Genomic DNA, 19,448 nt, shown 5'->3' on the forward strand with positions numbered 1-19,448 from the left:
CTGAGGGAGTACCTCAAGCGGGCCATCGCGGACGCGCGGGACGCGCGCAAGCGCCTGCGCGAGGTCGAGGACAAGGCCCAGGAGCCGATCGCGATCGTCGGCATGGCCTGCCGCTACCCCGGTGGCGTCACCAGCCCCGAGGACCTGTGGCGCCTGGTGTCGGACGGTGTGGACGCCGTCGGCGGCTTCCCGACGAACCGCGGCTGGGACCTGGAGCGGCTGTACGCCCCCGACCCGGACGAGCCCGGCACGTCGTACGCGACCGAGGGCGGGTTCCTGCACGACGCGGACCGCTTCGACCCGGAGTTCTTCGGGATGTCGCCGCGCGAGGCGCTGGCGGTCGACCCGCAGCAGCGGCTGCTGCTGGAGACGACCTGGGAGACCTTCGAGCGGGCCGGCATCGACCCGGCGTCGCTGCGCGGCAGCCGTACCGGCGTGTTCACCGGCCTCATGTACAACGACTACGGCTCCCGCCCCCACCTGCCCGCCGAGGGCAACGAGGGCTATCTGTTCAGCGGCAGCGCCGGCAGCATCGCCTGCGGGCGGCTCGCCTACACCTTCGGCCTGGAGGGCCCCACCGTCACGGTCGACACGGCGTGCTCGTCGTCGCTGGTGGCGATGCACCTCGCGGTGAACGCGCTGCGGGCCGGGGAGTGCGACCTCGCCCTGGCCGGCGGTGCCGCGGTGATGTCGACGCCGACCGCGTTCGTCGAGTTCTCGCGGCTGCGCGGCCTGGCTCCCGACGGGCGCTGCAAGTCCTTCGCGGAGGGCGCGGACGGCACCGGCTGGGCCGAGGGCGTGGGCCTGCTCCTCGTCGAACGGCTGTCGGACGCGCGCCGCAACGGCCACCAGGTGCTGGCCGTCATCCGCGGCACGGCCGTCAACCAGGACGGCGCCTCCAACGGCCTCACCGCCCCCAACGGCCCCTCCCAGGAGCGGGTCATCCGCCAGGCCCTCGCCAACGCCGGCCTCCAGCCGCACGACGTGGACGCCGTGGAGGCCCACGGCACCGGTACGGCCCTGGGCGACCCGATCGAGGCGCAGGCCCTGCTCGCCACGTACGGCCAGGACCGGCCCGAGGGGCGGCCCCTGTGGCTGGGCTCTCTCAAGTCGAACATCGGCCACGCCCAGGCGGCGGCCGGTGTCGGTGGCGTCATCAAGATGATCGAGGCCATGCGGCACGGCGTCCTGCCGAGGACGCTGCACGCCGAGGAGCGCTCGTCCCGCATCGACTGGGACGCGGGCGCGGTCGAGCTGCTGACGGAGGCCCGTCCGTGGCCGAAGTCCGATACGCCGCGCCGCGCGGGCGTGTCGTCGTTCGGCTTCGGCGGCACCAACGCGCACGTCGTGATCGAGGAGCCCGAGGAGGTCGCTCCCGCCGAGGACGCGTCCGACGAGCCGGTCGCGGCCGCCCCGCCGGTGAACGCGTGGGTGCTGTCCGCCCGTACGCCCGATGCCCTGGCGGGCCAGGCGCAGCGGCTGCTCGCGTACGCCGAGGAGCGGGACGGGCTCGACCCGGCCGCGGTGGGGCACTCGCTGCTGACCACGCGCGCCCTGTTCGACCACCGTGCGGTGGTGGCCGGTGCCGACCGCGACGAACTGCTGGCGGGACTGCGGGCCCTGGCCGCCGGGGAAACCGCCCCGTACGTGGCCCAGGGGACGAAGACCGCCGGGAAGACCGGCTTCCTCTTCACCGGCCAGGGCGCCCAGCGCACCGGCATGGGCCTGGAGCTGTACACCACCTACCCCGCGTACGCGGAAGCCTTCGACGCCGTGTGCGCCGAACTCGACCCGCTGCTGGACAAGCCCCTGCGCGACGTCATCGCGACCGGCGAGGAGCTGGACCAGACCGGCTACACCCAGCCCGCCCTGTTCGCCACCGAGGTCGCCCTCTACCGGCTCCTGGAGTCCTGGGGCATCACCCCCGATTACGTCACCGGGCACTCCATCGGTGAGCTGGCCGCCGCCCACATCGCGGGCGTCCTCAGCCTGGCCGACGCCGCCCGACTCGTCGCCGCACGCGCCCGGCTGATGCAGAACCTGCCCACCGGCGGGGCCATGATCGCCCTCCAGGCCACCGAAGACGAAGTCCTCCCCCTCCTCACCGACCGGCTCTCGATCGCCGCCATCAACGGCCCGGAATCCGTGGTCATCTCCGGCGACGAAGCGGCGGCCTCCGATGTGGCGGCACACTTCCGCGACCTGGGCCGCAAGACCAAGCAGCTCACCGTCTCGCACGCCTTCCACTCCCCCCGCATGGACGCCATGCTCGACGAGTTCCGCCGCACCGCCGCCGAACTCACCTACAACGAACCGACGATCCCCGTCGTCTCCACCCTCACCGGCACCCTCGCCACCGGCGACGACCTGCGCACCCCCACCTACTGGGCTGACCAAGTCCGCCAGGCGGTGCGGTTCGCAGACGCCGTCACCACCCTCCGCGACCTCGGCGCCACCACCCTCCTCGAAATAGGCCCCGACGCCGTCCTCAGCCCCCTCGCCGACGCCACCCCCACCCTCCGCAAAAACCGCCCCGAAGCACACCAACTCGTCACGGCCGTCGGCGAGTTTTTCTCCCGGGGCGGCCGCGTCGACTGGGAGCGGTTCCTCGGCGGGCGTCCGGGCGAGCCGGTCGACCTGCCGACGTACGCCTTCCAGCGTGACCGATACTGGCTGGACGCCTCCGACGCCCCGGCCGACGCCTCCGGGTTCGGCCTGCTCGCGACGGAACACCCGCTGCTGGGTGCCACCGTGGAGCTGGCGGACGGTGACCACACGCTCTTCACGAGCAGGCTGTCGCTCGCCACGCACCCGTGGCTCGCGGACCACGCCGTGGCCGGGACGGCACTGCTGCCGGGCACCGGTTTCGTGGAGCTGGCGGTTCGCGCGGGCGAGCAGCTGGGCTGCCCGAGCCTGGAGGAGCTGACCCTGTCGGCGCCGCTGGTGCTGCCCGAACAGGGCGGCGTACAGGTGCAGGTCGTCGTGCGCGACGCGGACGGCGCCGCCGGCGGGCACCGGGCGATCGAGGTGTACGCGCGGCGCGAGGGCGACGCGGGCGGCGACGCCGGCCCGTGGACGCTGCACGCCAGGGGCACGCTGGCGCCCGCCGCACCGGCCGAGCAGGGCACCGCCCTGGTGGCGTGGCCGCCGGCCGGTGCCGTCGAGGTCGAGCTGACGGACGTGTACGAGCGCCTGCTGGACGAGGAGTACGCGTACGGCGGCGCGTTCCGCGGCCTGCGCCGCGTGTGGCGCGGCGCGGACGGCGAGCTGTTCGCGGAGGTCGTGCTGGAGGAGGGCGCGCGGGGTGACGCGGGTCGGTTCCTGCTGCACCCGGCGCTGCTCGACGCGGCCCTGCACCCGCTGCTGCCGGGCGTGGCCGACGAGGACCGCGTGGCGATGCTGCCGTTCTCCTGGTCCGGGGTGCGGGTGTACGCGTCGGGCGCGACGGCGCTGCGCGTACGGCTGACCCCGTCGGGCGCCGACACGGTGTCCCTCGCCGTGGCGGACGCGGTGGGCGCCCCGGTGGCGTCCGTCGAGTCGCTGCTGCTGCGGCCGCTGTCGAAGGAGGCGCTGCGGGAGGCCGCGTCGACGGCACGCGACGGGCTGTTCCGGGTCGTGTGGTCGGCGGGCGCGCCGGCGGCGGCGCCGGTGGACGCGTCCGACTGGGCGGTCGTCGGCGGGGTCGCCGTCGAGGGCGCCGCGCGGTACCCGTCGCTGGACGAGGTCCCGGCCGGGACGGGCACGGTCGTGTACGCGCCGGCCCCGACGGTCGGCTCCGACGACGTGGCCGGGACGGCGCACGCCCTGCTGCGCGACACCCTGGCGGCGCTCCAGGCGTGGCTGGCGGACGAGCGGCGGGCCGACGCGACCCTGGTCGTGACGACGCGCGGCGCGGTCGCGACCGGACCCGGCGAGGACGTCACGGATCTGGCGCACGCCGGTGTGTGGGGTCTGGTGCGGGTGGCCCAGAGCGAGAACCCGGGCCGTATCGTCCTCGTCGACCGCGACACGGACACCCTCGACCCGCGGCACGTCTCCCCCGACGTTCCCCAGGTCGCGGTCCGGGGCGCGGAGGCCCTGACGCCTCAGCTGGCCCGTACGACCACCACCGCCGAGGAGGCGCAGGCGCCGCGCTGGGACGGCGGCACGGTCCTGGTGACCGGTGCCACCGGCGCCCTCGGCGGCGTCCTGGCCCGCCACCTGGTCACCCGGCACGGGGCACGGCACCTGCTGCTGCTCAGCCGCCGCGGCATCGACGCCCCCGGCGCCGCCGACCTGCGGGACGAACTGACCGGGCTGGGCGCGCAGGTGTCGTTCGCGGCCTGCGACGCCGCCGACCGGGAAGCGCTGGCCGGAGTGCTGGCCGCCATCCCGGCCGACCGGCCGCTCACCGCGGTCGTCCACACCGCCGGCGTCCTCGACGACGGGCTCCTGTCGTCGCTCACCGCCGAGCGGCTGGCGAAGGTCCTCCAGCCGAAGGTCGACGCGGCATGGAACCTGCACGAGCTGACGAAGGACCACGAGCTCACGGCGTTCGTCCTGTACTCGTCCATCGCGGGTCTCATCGGCAACGCCGGGCAGGCCAACTACGCGGCGGGCAACACGTTCCTCGACGCGCTCGCCCAGCACCGCCGCGCCCACGGCCTGCCCGCCACCAGCCTCGCCTGGGGCCTGTGGGCCGAGGCCAGCACGATCAGCGGCGGCCTCGACGAGACCGACCTCAAGCGCATCGAGCGCACCGGGCTGCTCCCGCTGTCCTCGGACGACGCGATGGAGCTGTTCGACGCCGCCCCCGCCACCGGCGAGGCGGTCCTGGCCGTCACGCGGCTCAACACGGCCGCGCTGCGGCGCCAGGACGACCCGCAGCCGCTGCTGCGCGGGCTCGTACCCGCGGCTCCCCGCGCCACGGCCGCGTCGGCCGCGACGGGCGGCGGGGACGCCGGCTCGCCGCTGGCGCAGCGGTTCGCGGGCCTGTCGCCGGACGAGCGCCGGCAGGCGCTCACGGACCTGGTACGTGCCCAGGTGGCCGGGGTGCTCGGCCACGCCGACCCGTCCGCCATCGGGGCCGAGCGGGCGTTCCAGGAGATCGGCTTCGACTCCCTGACCGCCGTCGAGCTGCGCAACCAGCTCAACAAGGTGAGCGGACTGCGCCTGCCGACCACGCTCGTCTTCGACCACCCCAATCCGGCGGCGCTCGCCGCGCACCTGGAAGCGGAGCTGTTCGGCTCGGCGCCCGAGGCGGCCCCGGCCGTGGTGACGGCAGACTCCTCGTCGCTGGAGCCGATCGCGATCGTCGGCATGGCCTGCCGCTACCCGGGCGACGTCAACGGGCCCGAGGACCTGTGGCGGCTCGTCGCCGGCGGCGTCGACGCCATCACCGCGTTCCCGTCCAACCGCGGCTGGGACCTGGAGAACCTCTACCACCCCGACCCGGAGCACACCGGCACCACGTACGCCAAGGGCGGCGGGTTCCTGCACGACGCCGACCGGTTCGACCCCGAGTTCTTCGGGATGTCGCCGCGCGAGGCGCTCGCCACCGACCCGCAGCAGCGGCTGCTGCTGGAGACCGCGTGGGAGACCCTGGAGAACGCGGGCATCGTCCCGGCGTCGCTGCGCGGCAGCCGCACCGGCGTGTTCGCCGGCGTGATGTACCACGACTACGGCTCCCAGCTGGACAGCGTCCCCGAGGACCTGGAGGGCTACCTCGCCAGCGGCAACGCGGGCAGCGTAGCCTCCGGCCGGGTGTCGTACACGCTGGGGCTCGAAGGCCCCGCGGTCACCGTCGACACGGCCTGCTCGTCGTCCCTCGTGGCCCTGCACATGGCGGCCGGCGCCCTGCGCTCGGGCGAGTGCGACCTCGCGCTGGCGGGCGGCGTGACCGTGATGGCGAGCCCGACCTCGTACGTGGAGTTCTCGCGGCAGCGCGGCCTGGCTCCCGACGGGCGGTGCAAGCCGTTCGCCGACGGCGCGGACGGCACCGGCTGGTCGGAGGGCGTCGGTCTGCTCCTCGTGGAGCGGCTGTCGGACGCGCGCCGCAACGGTCACCAGGTGCTGGCCGTGATCCGCGGCACGGCCGTCAACCAGGACGGCGCCTCCAACGGCCTCACCGCCCCCAACGGCCCCTCCCAGGAGCGGGTCATCCGCCAGGCCCTCGCCAACGCCGGCCTCCAGCCGCACGACGTGGACGCCGTGGAGGCCCACGGCACGGGCACCCGGCTCGGTGACCCGATCGAGGCGCAGGCGCTGCTGGCCACGTACGGCCAGGACCGGCCGGCCGACGGGCGGCCGCTCTATCTGGGCTCGCTCAAGTCGAACATCGGCCACAGCCAGGCGGCGGCGGGTGTCGGCAGCGTCATCAAGATGATCGAGGCCATGCGGCACGGCATCCTGCCGAAGACCCTGCACGTCGACCGGCCGACCAGCCACGTCGACTGGGAGGCGGGTGCGGTCGAGCTGCTGACCGAGGCCCGCCCGTGGGAGGCGCCCGGACGTCCGCGGCGCGCGGCGGTGTCGTCGTTCGGCATCAGCGGCACCAACGCCCACCTCGTACTGGAGGAGCCTCCGGGCGCCGACGCACCGCAGGACGGCCCGGCCGTCTCCCTGCCGGTCACACCGTGGGCCCTGTCCGGCCGCACGCCCGAGGCGGTGTCCGACCAGGCCGCCCGGCTGCTGGCGTACGCCGAGCGGCACGCGTCCCTGGACCCGGCCGCCATCGGCTGGTCGCTCGCCACGAGCCGGACGGCCTTCGACCACCGTGCGGTGGTGGCCGGTGCCGACCGCGACGAACTGCTGGCGGGCCTGCGGGCCCTGGCGGCCGGAGAGTCGGCGCCGTACGTGGCCCAGGGGACGAAGACCGCCGGGAAGACCGGCTTCCTCTTCACCGGCCAGGGCGCCCAGCGCACCGGCATGGGCCTGGAGCTGTACACCACCTACCCCGCGTACGCGGAAGCCTTCGACGCGGTGTGCGCGGAACTGGACCCGCTGCTGGACAAGCCGCTGCGCGAAGTCATCGCAGACGGGCGGGAGCTGGATCAGACCGGTTACACCCAGCCCGCCCTGTTCGCCACCGAAGTCGCCCTCTACCGCCTCCTGGAATCCTGGGGCATCACTCCGGATTACGTCACCGGGCACTCCATCGGCGAACTGGCCGCCGCCCACATCGCGGGCGTCCTCAGCCTGGCCGACGCCGCCCGACTCGTCGCCGCACGCGCCCGGCTGATGCAGAACCTGCCCACCGGCGGGGCCATGATCGCCCTCCAGGCCACCGAAGACGAAGTCCTCCCGCTCCTCACCGACTTGGCCGACCGGCTCTCGATCGCCGCCATCAACGGACCCGAGTCGGTCGTCATCTCCGGCGACGAGGACGCGGCACAGACGGTCGCGGAACACTTCCAGAAGCTGGGCCGCAAGACCAAGCAGCTCACCGTCTCGCACGCCTTCCACTCCCCCCGCATGGACGCCATGCTCGACGAGTTCCGCCGCACCGCCGCCGAACTCACCTACAACGAACCGACGATTCCCGTCGTCTCCACCCTCACCGGCACCCTCGCCACCGGCGACGACCTGCGCACCCCCGCCTACTGGGCCGACCAAGTCCGCCAAGCGGTGCGGTTCGCAGACGCCGTCACCACCCTCCGCGACCTCGGCGCCACCACCCTCCTCGAAATAGGCCCCGACGCCGTCCTCAGCGCCCTCGCCGACGCCACCCCCACCCTCCGCAAAAACCGCCCCGAAGCACACCAGCTCGTGACGGCCGTCGGAGTGCTGCACAGCCGGGGTGTGCGGGTCGACTGGCGGGCGCTGTTCGCGGGTTCCGGTGCCGAGGCAGAGCCGCGGCCCGTGACGCTGCCGACGTACGCGTTCCAGCGCCGGGCGTTCTGGCTCACCGGTACCGCCGGAGGCGGGGACTCCGGGTACGGCCTGGCGGGCACCGGGCATCCGCTGCTGGGTGCGGCGGTGACCGTGGCGGGAGCCGAGCAGACGCTGTTCACCAGCCGGTTGTCGGCGCGTACGCACCCGTGGCTGGCCGAGCAGGCGGTGTTCGACGCGCCGGTGGTGCCGGCGTCCGCGCTGGTCGAGATGGCCGTGCGGGCGGGTGACGAGCTGGGCCTGCCGGGCTCGGTGGAGCTGGACCTGGTGGCGCCCGTGGTGCTGCCCGCGGACGGTGCGGTGCAGCTGCAGCTGGGCGTGGGCCCGGCGGACGCGGCCGGCCGCAGGCCGTTCACCGTGCACAGCCGCGGCGAGGACGCCGGGGCGGACGCGGTGTGGACGGTCCACGCCCGGGGCTTCCTGGTGCCGGCCGGTACGGGTACGCCGGAGGCCGCGTCGGCTCCGGTGCCGTCGGACGGCCCGTCGGTGGAGGTGCGGCTGCCGGAGGACCTGCTGCCGGACGCCGCCCGCTACGAGCTGCACCCGGCGCTGCTGGAGGCCGCGGTGACCGCGTCCGCCGGCGACGGCGAGCCGGGGACGACCCGGGTGCCGGCGCGCTGGGAGCAGGTGCGGCTGCACGCGAGCGGCGCGACCGCCGTCCGCGTACGGATCGCGCCGGCCGAACTGCCTCTGCCGGAGTCCGCGGCGGACGCGGGTGCCGGGGCCGATGGCGGCGGTGCGGTGGACGCGCACGCGGTCGCGGTGGTGCTGGCCGACGCGGAGGACCGGCCCGTCGTGACGATCGGGCGGCTCGTCTTCCGGGACGTGCCGGACGCGGCGTTCAGCGGGGCCGCCGTGGACGCGGCGAGGCCGCTGTTCGAGCTGGACTGGGAGCGCGCCGCGCTGCCGGCTCCGGACGGTTCGCTCCGTTGGGGCGTCCTCGACGGGGACGGCCTGGACGCGGCGGGCGCCGTCGCGGGCGCGGGTGCCGAGGTGCCCGTGTTCGACGAGGTGGCGGCGGTCGGCAAGGCCGTGGAGGCCGGGGCCGGGGTGGACGCCGTGCTGGCCCGGTTCGCGGCCGGTGCCGCGGACGACGTGGTGGGCGCCGCCCACGCGGCGGCGCGGCGGGCGCTCGGTCTGGTGCAGGAGTGGCTGGCCGAGCCGCGGCTCGGCGGTACGCGGCTGGTGGTCCTCACGCGGGGCGCCGTCGACACGGGCGCCGAGGGCGTGCCGGAACCGGCCGCGGCGACCGTATGGGGCCTGCTGCGGTCGGCCCAGGCGGAGGCGCCGGACCGGTTGACGCTGATCGACCTGGACGGGGCGCCGGGCGCCACGGCTGAGGCGCCGGACGCCGCCGGTGCGACGGCGGAGGTGCTGTCCGCGGTGGTCGCCTCGGGCGAGCCGCAGGCGGCGGTACGCGGCGGTGCGGTGCTGCTGCCGAGGCTGCGTCGTATGCCGGTGGGCTCCGCGCAGGGTGGTACGGAGGGCCGGGCCGCGGCCTGGGACCCGGACGGCACCGTGCTCATCACGGGCGGTACGGGCGCCCTGGGCGGCCTCTTCGCCCGGCACCTGGTCGCCGAACACGGCGTGCGGCACCTGCTGCTGCTGAGCCGCCGCGGGGCCGGGGCCCCGGGTGCGGCCGAGTTGGAGGCGGAGCTGTCGGCGCTGGGCGCGCGGGTCACGTTCGCGTCCTGCGACGTGGCCGACCGCGAGGCGCTGGCGGCCGCGCTGGCCGCCGTACCGGACGCGCATCCGCTGCGGGGTGTCGTGCACACGGCCGGTGTCCTGGACAACGGGTTGGTGCCGGCGCTGACCGAGGGCGGTCTGGACGCGGTGCTCCGCCCGAAGGCGGACGCGGCCTGGTACCTGCACGAGCTGACGGAGCACCTGGATCTGTCCGCGTTCGTCCTGTTCTCGTCCAGCGTGGGCGTGATCGGCGGGCCCGGGCAGTCCAACTACGCGGCGGCCAACGCGTTCCTGGACGGGCTGGCCGGTCACCGGGCGGCCCGGGGGCTCGCGGCGACGTCGATCGCCTGGGGCCTGTGGGGTCTCAGCTACGGCATCAACGGGGCGCTGACGGACAACGACCTGCAGCGGTTCGGCCGCGAGGGCTTCCGGCCCGTGTCGCCGGAGGAGGGCGCGGCGCTGTTCGACTCGGCGCTCACCGACAGCACGGCCGCCGTCGTGGCGCTGCCCGTGGACCTGTCCGCGATGCGGGCGCACGGTCAGGTGCCGCCGGTGTTCCGGTCGCTGGTGCGGGTGCCGGGCCGGCGGGTGGCCCGGTCGGGCGGCGGCGAGGTGGAGTCGCTGGCGCGACGGCTGGCCGGGCTGTCGGCCGTGGAGCGCCGGCAGACGGTCCTCGACCTGGTGCGTACCGAGGTCGCGGCGGTGCTGGGGCACTCCGGGGTCGACGCGGTCCACGCGGGGCGCGCGTTCCAGGAGATGGGCTTCGACTCCATGACGGCGGTGGAGCTGCGGAACCGGCTGAACGCCAGGACCGGGGTGCGGCTGGCCGCGACCGTGGTGTTCGACCACCCGAACCCGGAGGCGCTGACCGAGCACATCGTGGCCGAGATGGCCCCGGAGGGCGACGGCCCCGGCGCGTCCCAGCCTCTGCTCGCCGAGCTGGACCGGCTGGACGCGGCACTGGCGGAACTGGGCGACGACGCCGCTCGGACGGCCGTCTCCGTACGGCTCCAGACCCTGCTGTCCCGGCTCAACGAGACCGCGGCGCAGAGCGGCCGGGACGAGGAGGTGGCCGAGGCCCTGGAGGCCGCCTCCGCGGAGGACCTCTTCGACTTCATCGACAACCAGCTCGGCCGCAGCGCGAACTGATCACCCCCACGACCAGCCCGAGGAGAAGTTGATCCCGCATGTCCCTTGAATCACCTCAGACGTCAGGTCAGGACGCCGGCAAGGACGGGGCGTCCGCACGCGAACAGAAGATGGTGGAGTACCTGAAATGGGTGACCACCGACCTGCAGAAGGCCCGGCAGCGGCTCGCCGAACTGGAGGCCGGCACCGAGGAGCCGGTGGCGATCGTCGGCATGGCGTGCCGCTTCCCCGGCGGGGTGACGTCCCCGGACGAGCTGTGGCAGCTCGTCATGGACGAGGCCGACGGCATCACCGAATGGCCCACCGACCGCGGCTGGGACATCGACTCCCTCTACGACCCGGAGCGCGGCAAGCCGGGCAAGTCGTACACGAAGAAGGGCGGTTTCCTCGACGGGGCGGCCCTCTTCGACCCGGGCTTCTTCGGCATATCGCCGCGTGAGGCGCTGGCGATGGACCCGCAGCAGCGGGTGCTGCTGGAGACCGCCTGGGAGACGTTCGAGCAGGCCGGCATCGACCCGGCGACGCTGCGCGGCACCCCGGTGGGCGTGTTCGCGGGTGTCGTGGAGCAGAGCTACCTGGGGCTGGAGGGCCCCGAGGAGCTCGAGGGCTACCTGATGACCAGCAAGCTCAGCAGTGTCGCCTCGGGCCGCATCGCGTACACCTTCGGTTTCGAGGGGCCCGCGGTGTCGGTGGACACGGCCTGCTCCTCATCGCTGGTGGCGCTGCACCTGGCGGTGCAGTCGGTCCGCAAGGGCGAGTCGACGCTGGCGCTGGCCGGCGGTGCCACGGTGTCCGGCAACCCGAGCGGGTTCGTGGACTTCTCGCGGCAGAACGGGCTCGCCGAGGACGGCCGCATCAAGTCCTTCGCGGCGGCCGCCGACGGCACCGCCTGGTCCGAGGGCGTGGGCCTGCTGCTGGTGGAGAAGCTGTCGGACGCGCGCCGCAACGGCCACCGCGTGCTGGCCGTGATCCGCGGTACGGCCGTCAACCAGGACGGCGCGTCCAACGGCCTCACCGCGCCCAACGGTCCCTCCCAGGAGCGGGTCATCCAGCAGGCGCTGGCCAGCGCCCGGCTGTCCGCGTCCGACGTGGACGTGGTGGAGGCGCACGGTACGGGCACCCGGCTGGGCGACCCGATCGAGGCGCAGGCGCTGCTGGCCACGTACGGGCGGGGCCGGCCGGAGGGCAAGCCGCTGTACCTGGGCTCGCTGAAGTCGAACATCGGGCACACGGTGGCGGCGGCCGGCGCGGGCGGCGTCATCAAGATGATCCAGGCGATGCGGCACGGCATCCTGCCGCGGACCCTGAACGTCGACACGCCGACCCCGATGGTCGACTGGGAGGCGGGCGCGGTCGAGTTGCTGACCGATGCCCGGCCGTGGCCGGACACGGGCGCGCCGCGCCGGGCGGGCGTCTCGGCGTTCGGTGTGAGCGGCACCAACGCGCACGTGATCCTGGAGGAGCCGGCGGCGGAGGACCTGGCCGGTACGGCGGAGGCGTCCGGTGACGGCGAGGCCGCGTTCACGCACCCGCTGCTGCCGTGGGTGGTGTCGGCGAAGACGGCGCAGGCCCTCGCGGCGCAGGCCGGGCGGATGCTGGCGCACCTGGAGCGGGACGCGGACCTGGTGTGCCCGCTGAACGTGGCGTATTCACTCGGTACGGGCCGCTCCGCGCTGGAGCGGCGCGCGGTGGTCGTCGGCGCGCACCGGGACGAACTGCTGGCGGGGCTGCGGGCCCTGGCGGCCGGGGAGCCGGCGCCGCACGTCGTCCAGGGGACACGGACCACCGGCAAGACGGCGTTCTTGTTCACGGGCCAGGGCGCGCAGCGCACCGGCATGGGCCTGGAGCTGTACGAGGCTTATCCGGCGTACGCGAAGGCGTTCGACGCGGTGTGCGCGGAGCTGGACCCGCTGCTGGACAAGCCGCTGCGCGACGTCATCGCCGCCGGGGGCGAACTGGACCAGACCGGGTACACGCAGCCGGCGCTGTTCGCCACCGAGGTGGCCCTGTACCGCCTGGTGGAGTCCTGGGGCGTCACGCCGGACTACGTCGCCGGGCACTCCATCGGCGAACTGGCCGCCGCCCACATCGCGGGCGTCCTGAGCCTGCCCGACGCGGCCCGGCTGGTGGCCGCCCGGGCCCGGCTGATGCAGAACCTGCCGGCCGGCGGCACGATGATCGCCCTGCAGGCCACCGAGGAGGAGGTCCTCCCCCTCCTGAAGGATGTCGGGGACCGGCTGTCGGTCGCCGCCGTCAACGGGCCCACGTCCGTGGTCGTCTCGGGCGACGAGGCGGCGGCCTCGGACGTGGCGGCGCACTTCCGGCGGCTGGACCGCAAGACGAAGCGGCTGACCGTCTCGCACGCCTTCCACTCGCCGTGCATGGACGGCATGCTCGACGAGTTCCGCCGTATCGCCGGCGAACTGACGTACAACGAGCCGACGATCCCGGTCGTGTCGACGCTCACCGGCCGGCTCGCCACCGGTGACGACCTGCGCACCCCCGCCTACTGGGCCGACCAGGTCCGCCGGGCCGTCCGCTTCGCCGACGCGGTGACCACCCTGCACGGCCTGGGCGCGACCGCGTTCGCCGAGGTGGGGCCCGACGCGGTGCTGACCACGCTGGTGCGGGACACGGTCGACGTGGGCCCGGAGGCCGCGGTGCCGCTGCTGCGGCGCGGCCGGCCGGAGCCGGAGGGCCTGGTCACCGGGGTGGCCCGGCTGCACACCGCGGGCGTGCCGGTGGACTGGCAGGGCTTCTACGCCGGTACCGGGGCGCACCACACCGACCTGCCGACGTACGCGTTCCAGCACGAGCGGTTCTGGGTGGAGACCTCGGGCGTGGTCGCCGAGGCCTCGGACCTGGGCCTGGAGTCGGCGGAGCACCCGCTGCTGGGCGCCGCGGTGACCGTAGCGGGCGTCGAACAGACGCTGTTCACCAGCCGGTTGTCGGTGCGGACCCATCCGTGGCTGGCCGACCACGTGGTGCTGGGGCAGACGCTGGTGCCGGCGACGGCGCTGGTGGAGATGGCCGTGCGGGCCGGCGACCAGCTGGGCTGCACCGTGCTGGAGGACCTGTCGATCCTCGGCCCGCTGGCGCTGCCCGCGAAGGGCGGGGTGCACGTGCAGGTCAGCGTGGGCGCCGCGGACGCGGGCGGCCACCGGGAGGTGTCGATCTACTCGCGGCCCGACAGCGCCGACGTGCCGTGGACGCTCAACGCCCGCGGGCACCTCGGCTTCCGCGGCCCGGACGCCCCGTTCACGCTCGCGCAGTGGCCGCCGGCCGGCGCGGAGGAGGTGCCGCTGGACGGCGCCTACGAGAAGCTGGCCACGCAGGGCTACGCGTACGGGCCGGTGTACCGGGGTCTGGACGCGGTGTGGCGGGTCGGCGAGAACGAGGTGTACGCCGAAGTGAGCCTGCCCGAGCAGAGCCGCACCGGCGTCGAGGGCTTCGGGCTGCACCCGGCGCTGCTGGAGATCGCGCTGGCCGCCTCCTGCCTGGCCACGTACGGCAGCAGCCCGGCCGGCGCGGTGTGGATCTCGACGGACTGGCACGGCGTACGGCTCCACGCGACCGGGGCGCGGAGGCTGCGCGTGCGCCTGGCCGTGGGCGAGGACGGGGCGCTGGAGGTGCGGCTCGCGGACATGGCGGGGCAGCCGGTGGCGACCGCGTCGGCGGTCGCGTGCCGGGCCATCGCCGTCGGCGAGCTGTCCAACGCCCTGGCCAGGAACCGGGACGCGCTGTTCCACGTGGACTGGGCCCACTACCCGCTGGTGCCGGCGGACGAGCCGGAGCACTGGGCGGCGCTGGGCGAGGGCCCGTTCGCCGCGGGCCGCGCCTTCGCGGACGTGGCGGCGGTCTCGGGAGCGGTCGCCGCCGGTGAGCGCGTCGACGTCGTCCTGGCCCCGCTGGGTGCGATGTCCGACGGTGCCGCCGGGACATCCGGTGACGTGGCGGCCGCAACCCACACGGTCGCGCGGGACGCGCTGGACCTGGTCCAGCGGTGGCTGGCGGACGAGCGACTGGCCGACACCCGGCTGGTGGTGCTCACCCGCGGCGGCGTCGCCGTCACCGACGCGGAGGACGTCACCGACCTGGGCGCCTCCGCGGTGTGGGGCCTGCTGCGGTCGGCGCAGTCGGAGAACCCGGGCCGGATCGTCCTCGTCGACATGGACGGCCAGTCCTCGTCGGCGGCGGCGCTGCCCGCGGTGCTGGCCGCCGGGGAGCCGCAGGCGGCGGTACGCGGCGGGCGGGTGCACATCCCGCGGCTCGGCCGGGTCGCCGAGTCGGCGTCCGGCACCACCGGCTCCTGGAACCCCGACGGCACGGTGCTCGTCACCGGCGGTACGGGCAGCCTGGGCGCCCTGTTCGCCCGGCACCTGGTCACCGAGCACGGTGTGCGGAGCCTGCTGCTCACCAGCCGGCGCGGCCCGGCCGCCGAGGGCGCGGCCGCGCTCGAGGCGGAACTGCGGGCGCTGGGCGCCGAGGTGACGATCGCCGCGTGCGACGTCGCGGACCGGGAGGCGCTGGCCGCGCTGCTGGCGTCCGTACCGGAGGACCGCCCGCTGACCGGTGTGCTGCACACGGCCGGTGTGCTGGACGACGGGCTGGTCGGCTCGCAGACCCCGGAGCGGCTGGCGGCGGTGCTGCGGCCCAAGGTGGACGCGGCGTGGCACCTGCACGAGCTGACGAAGGACCTGGACCTGTCGGCGTTCGTGCTGTTCTCGTCGATCGCCGCGGTCGTCGGCGGCCCCGGCCAGTCGACGTACTCGGCGGCCAACCACTTCCTGGACGGGCTCGCCCAGCACCGCAGGGCGCGCGGTCTGGCGGCGACCTCGCTCGCCTGGGGCCTGTGGTCGCAAACCAGCGGCATGACCGGGCACCTCGACGAGGCCGACCTCAAGCGCATCGCCCGCGGCGGGTTCCGGCCCGTCGAGTCGGAGCAGGGCCCGGCGCTGCTGGACCTGGCGATGACGACGGGTCACGCGACGCTCGCGGCGACGCCCATGGACCTGGCGACGCTGCGGGAGCAGGTGCAGGTGCCGGTCCTCCTGCAGAAGCTGGCCCGCTCGTCGGGGCGGCGGACCGCGCAGAACACCGAGGTCTCCACGGAGTCGCTGGCCGACCGGCTGGCGGGGCTCTCCGAGGAGGAGCAGCGGACGGCGGTGCTGGAGCTGGTGCTGGGCCGCGTGTCGGAGGTGCTGGGCCACGCGGACGCGTCCGGGGTGTCGACGGACCAGCCGTTCTCGGCGCTCGGCTTCGACTCGCTGACCTCCGTCGAGCTGCGCAACCAGCTCGGTACGGCGACGGGCCTGAAGCTGCCGCCGACGCTGGTGTTCGACCACCCGACGCCCGCCGCGCTCGCCGCGTTCCTGCACGGCGAGGTGGTGACGGCACTGGCCCCGGCGGACGGGTCCGGCGGCGGCCGCGGCGGCGTGGACTTCGCCGCCGAGGTGCGGCTGGCCGACGACGTCCAGCCGGCCGCCGAGGTGATCGTGGCGGCCGACGCGCCGCGTGACATCCTCCTCACCGGCGCGACCGGCTTCCTCGGCGCGTTCCTCCTCCGCGACCTGATGCGCACCACCACGGCGCGCGTGCACTGCCTGGTGCGCGGCGAGGACGACGCGGCGGCGCTGGAGCGGCTGCGGGACAACGCCCGCTGGTACCGGGTGTGGGACGACGTCGACCCGGAGCGGATCGTCGTCGTCCGCGGCGACCTGGCCGAACCGCGGCTCGGCCTCACCGAGGAGGCGTTCGACGCGCTGGCCCGTACCGTCGACGTGGTCTACCACAACGGTGCGCGGGTGCACTGGCTGCTGCCGTACGAGGCGCTGAAGGCGTCCAACGTCGGCGGCACCGAGGAGGTCCTGCGGCTGGCGGCCCGCCACCGCACGGTGCCGGTGCACTACGTCTCGACGGTCGGCGTGTTCAACGGCGTGCGGGAACCGGGCGTGCCGCTGAAGGTGACGGACCCGACCGGCCCCGCCGAGCGGCTGGCGAGCGGCTACCTGCGCTCCAAGTGGGTCGCCGAGCAGGTCATCGAACTGGCCAGGGAGCGTGGCCTGCCGGTGTCGGTGTACCGGGTGGACGTCATCTCCGGCGACCAGGTCAACGGCGCCTGCCAGACGCGGGACTTCGTGTGGCTGACGCTCAAGGGCCTGGTCCAGGCGCGGTCGGTGCCCAAGGGCGTCGAGGGCCGCTTCCACCTGCTGCCCGTCGACTACGTCAGCGCGGCCATCACCGGCATCGCGGCCCGCCCGGAGGCGGCCGGCGGCACGTACCACCTGTTCAACCAGGGCTCCCTGGCGCTCACCCAGTGCGCCCAGTACCTGCGCGCCCTCGGTTACGAGCTGGACGAGGTCGACTGGGAGACCTGGACGTCGACGGTGACCTCGGGCGACAACGCGCTGCTGCCGCTGCTGGACGCCTTCGAGATGATGACGTCCGACACGGACGGCTTCTACCCGCCGATCGACACGACGGAGACGGAACGGGCCCTGGAGGGCACGGGGATCGGGATCCCGGCCCTGACCCAGGACCTCTTCGAGAAGTACGTCCGGTTCTTCGTCGAGGAGAACCACTTCCCGGCCCCGTAACACCCGGGCGCCCACGCAAGGGCGCGAAAGGGCCCCGCCGGCTTCGGCCGGCGGGGCCTCTTCGTACGTCGGGAGGGGAAGGGGGCGGCGGTTACGGAAGGCGGACGGAGAGGCGGTGGCTGAAGACGTTCTTCGGGTCCCACTTCGCCTTCACCCGCTGCAGGCGCGGGTAGTTGTCCTTGAAGTACAGCTGGTGCCAGGGCACGCCCGAGGTGTTGAGCGTCGGGTCGGCGAGGTCCGCGTCGGCGTAGTTGATGTAGGCGCCGTCGTTGACGCCGCCGGTGCGGGGGACTCCGCCGGTCGTGGCGTAGACGTCCGCGTACGCCTCGCGCACCCAGCGCGTCTGCACGGCGTCGTCCGCCGGGTCGCTCCACAGGCTGCAGTAGAGGATCTTGGCGAAGGAGTCGCGCTGGGCGGTGGCGGTGTCGGCGCTCGCCACCGCGTTGATCCTGCCGCCGAAGCCGACGACGGCGATCATCCCGTACGGGCCGGGGTAGTCGTCGCGGGTCAGCTGCCGGTAGACCGCCTTCAGCTGCTCGTCCGGCATGGCCTTGCGGACGTACGCCGACTTGGCCTTCCAGCGCGGTACGGCGGCCTCCACGAAGCCGGACCATTCGGAGACCGCGTACAGCCAGGGCGCCCGGTAGCGGTCGCCCACGTGGTAGGCGACGCCGGTGCCCTCGGTGACCGCGGCGAGGAACTCGTCGAGCAGCTGCTCGGCGCCCGGCACCGACGCCTCGACCTGGGTGCTCATCCGGAAGTAGCCGGCCGCCTTGTGCATCATCTTCAGCTGGCTGAACAGGTGGCGGCCGGGCGAGGTGGGCGCCGAGTTGGCCTCGTGCCAGGCGTTGAAGTTGCGCAGCAGCCGGGTGAGGCTCGCCTCGTCGAGGTCGCTCCAGGACCAGCTGACGTCGGACAGCAGCACCTCGGTCGGCGCCTGCGGGAGCAGCTTCGACGGGTCGGTGCCGGTGGCGCCGGGCGAGCGGAGCCAGTAGCGGGTGATGACGCCGAAGTTGCCGCCGCCCGCGCCGGTGTGGGCCCACCACAGCTCACGGTTCGGGTCGCCGGGCTCACGGGTGGCGACCACCTTGCGGGCCCGCCCGTCGGCCCCGACGTGGACGACCTCCACCGCGTACAGGTGGTCGACGGTCAGGCCGCGGGAGCGGGACAGCGCCCCGTACCCGCCGCCGGTGATGTGCCCGCCGGCGCCGACGGTGGGGCAGGTGCCGCCCGGCAGGACGACGCCCCACCGCTTGTACAGCGTGCGGTACACGGAGCCGAGGAGCGCGCCGGGGCCCACGGCGATGGCGTTCATGGCCGGGTCGTAGTCGATGGCGTTCATGCCGGCCATGTCGATGACGACGCGGACGTCCCGGTGGGCGGTGAAGTCCTCGTCGCAGTGCCCGCCGCTGCGTACGGCCACCTTCAGGTTGCGGTCGACGGCCTCCTGGACGGCCGTGACGACCTGGTCGGCGCTGTGGACGACGCGTACGTAGTCGGGCGAGCCGACCCAGCGCTGGTTGGAGCCCGATATGAGGCCCTTGTACCGCGGGTCGGCCGGGGTGACGTGGATGGCCGGGGTCGCGCGCACGGTGTGCTCCGCGCCGTCGATCCCGTCGACGGCGGCGGCCACGGCCGGTGTCGTGGCGAGGGCCGGCAGCGCGAGCGCGCCACCGGTCGCGGCGGCGCCTCTCATCAGCCCGCGCCGGGAGAATTCGGTCATGATCGCATGCCTCCATGAGATCTGAGCGTCGGAAATCCGCACGAGTGTCGTGCCGTGCGCGAACGTTTCCAGCCGTTCGTCATGGCCGGGTAACCCGGCGGGAACCCGGGCGCGGACGCCGGCGCGCGACGGCGGGGCGGCACCCGGTGTCCAGCGGAAGGTCATCCGCCGGTCCGGTGAGGGCGCGCCGGTGATTACCGGCGGGTGGCCGATGCACGGAACGGACGCCTATACGTTCGAGCGGTGCTGTTTCGAGCGGTGCTGTTCCGTGCCCGATGTTCGTGACGTTTTCGAGGAGCCTTCGTGCGCAAGGTGCTCATTGCCAATCGCGGCGAAATCGCTGTCCGTGTCGCCCGTGCCTGCCGGGATGCCGGGATCGCGAGCGTAGCCGTCTACGCCGATCCGGACCGGGACGCTCTGCACGT

At 74.5% G+C, this 19,448-nt stretch carries 3 protein-coding genes and 1 pseudogene; 3 read left to right on the plus strand and 1 reads right to left on the minus strand.

The genetic code is table 11. The features are described 5' to 3' along the window. Window positions 1–6: 6 nt before the first annotated feature. Window positions 7–10,704: pseudogene (locus tag AC07FJ_RS32325) on the plus strand (type I polyketide synthase); the annotation flags it as partial. A 38-nt stretch (window positions 10,705–10,742) separates the two neighbouring features. Next, on the plus strand, window positions 10,743–17,300 hold the full coding sequence (locus tag AC07FJ_RS32330; protein ID WP_479052762.1) for a thioester reductase domain-containing protein: 6,558 nt from the start codon (window positions 10,743–10,745) through the stop codon (window positions 17,298–17,300). Window positions 17,301–17,391: 91 nt separating this feature from the next. Here the strand turns inward: AC07FJ_RS32330 and AC07FJ_RS32335 are convergent, their stop codons facing one another. Continuing rightward, a complete protein-coding gene (locus AC07FJ_RS32335; RefSeq protein ID WP_479052763.1) occupies window positions 17,392–19,023 on the minus strand; it encodes an FAD-binding oxidoreductase in 1,632 nt (543 codons plus the stop codon). Window positions 19,024–19,326: 303 nt separating this feature from the next. Here AC07FJ_RS32335 and AC07FJ_RS32340 point away from each other — a divergent pair. Beyond that, on the plus strand, window positions 19,327–19,448 hold a 122-nt coding region (locus AC07FJ_RS32340), incomplete at its 3' end, for a biotin carboxylase N-terminal domain-containing protein (RefSeq protein WP_146166841.1).

This window comes from Streptomyces sp. NPDC045998, assembly GCF_056430285.1.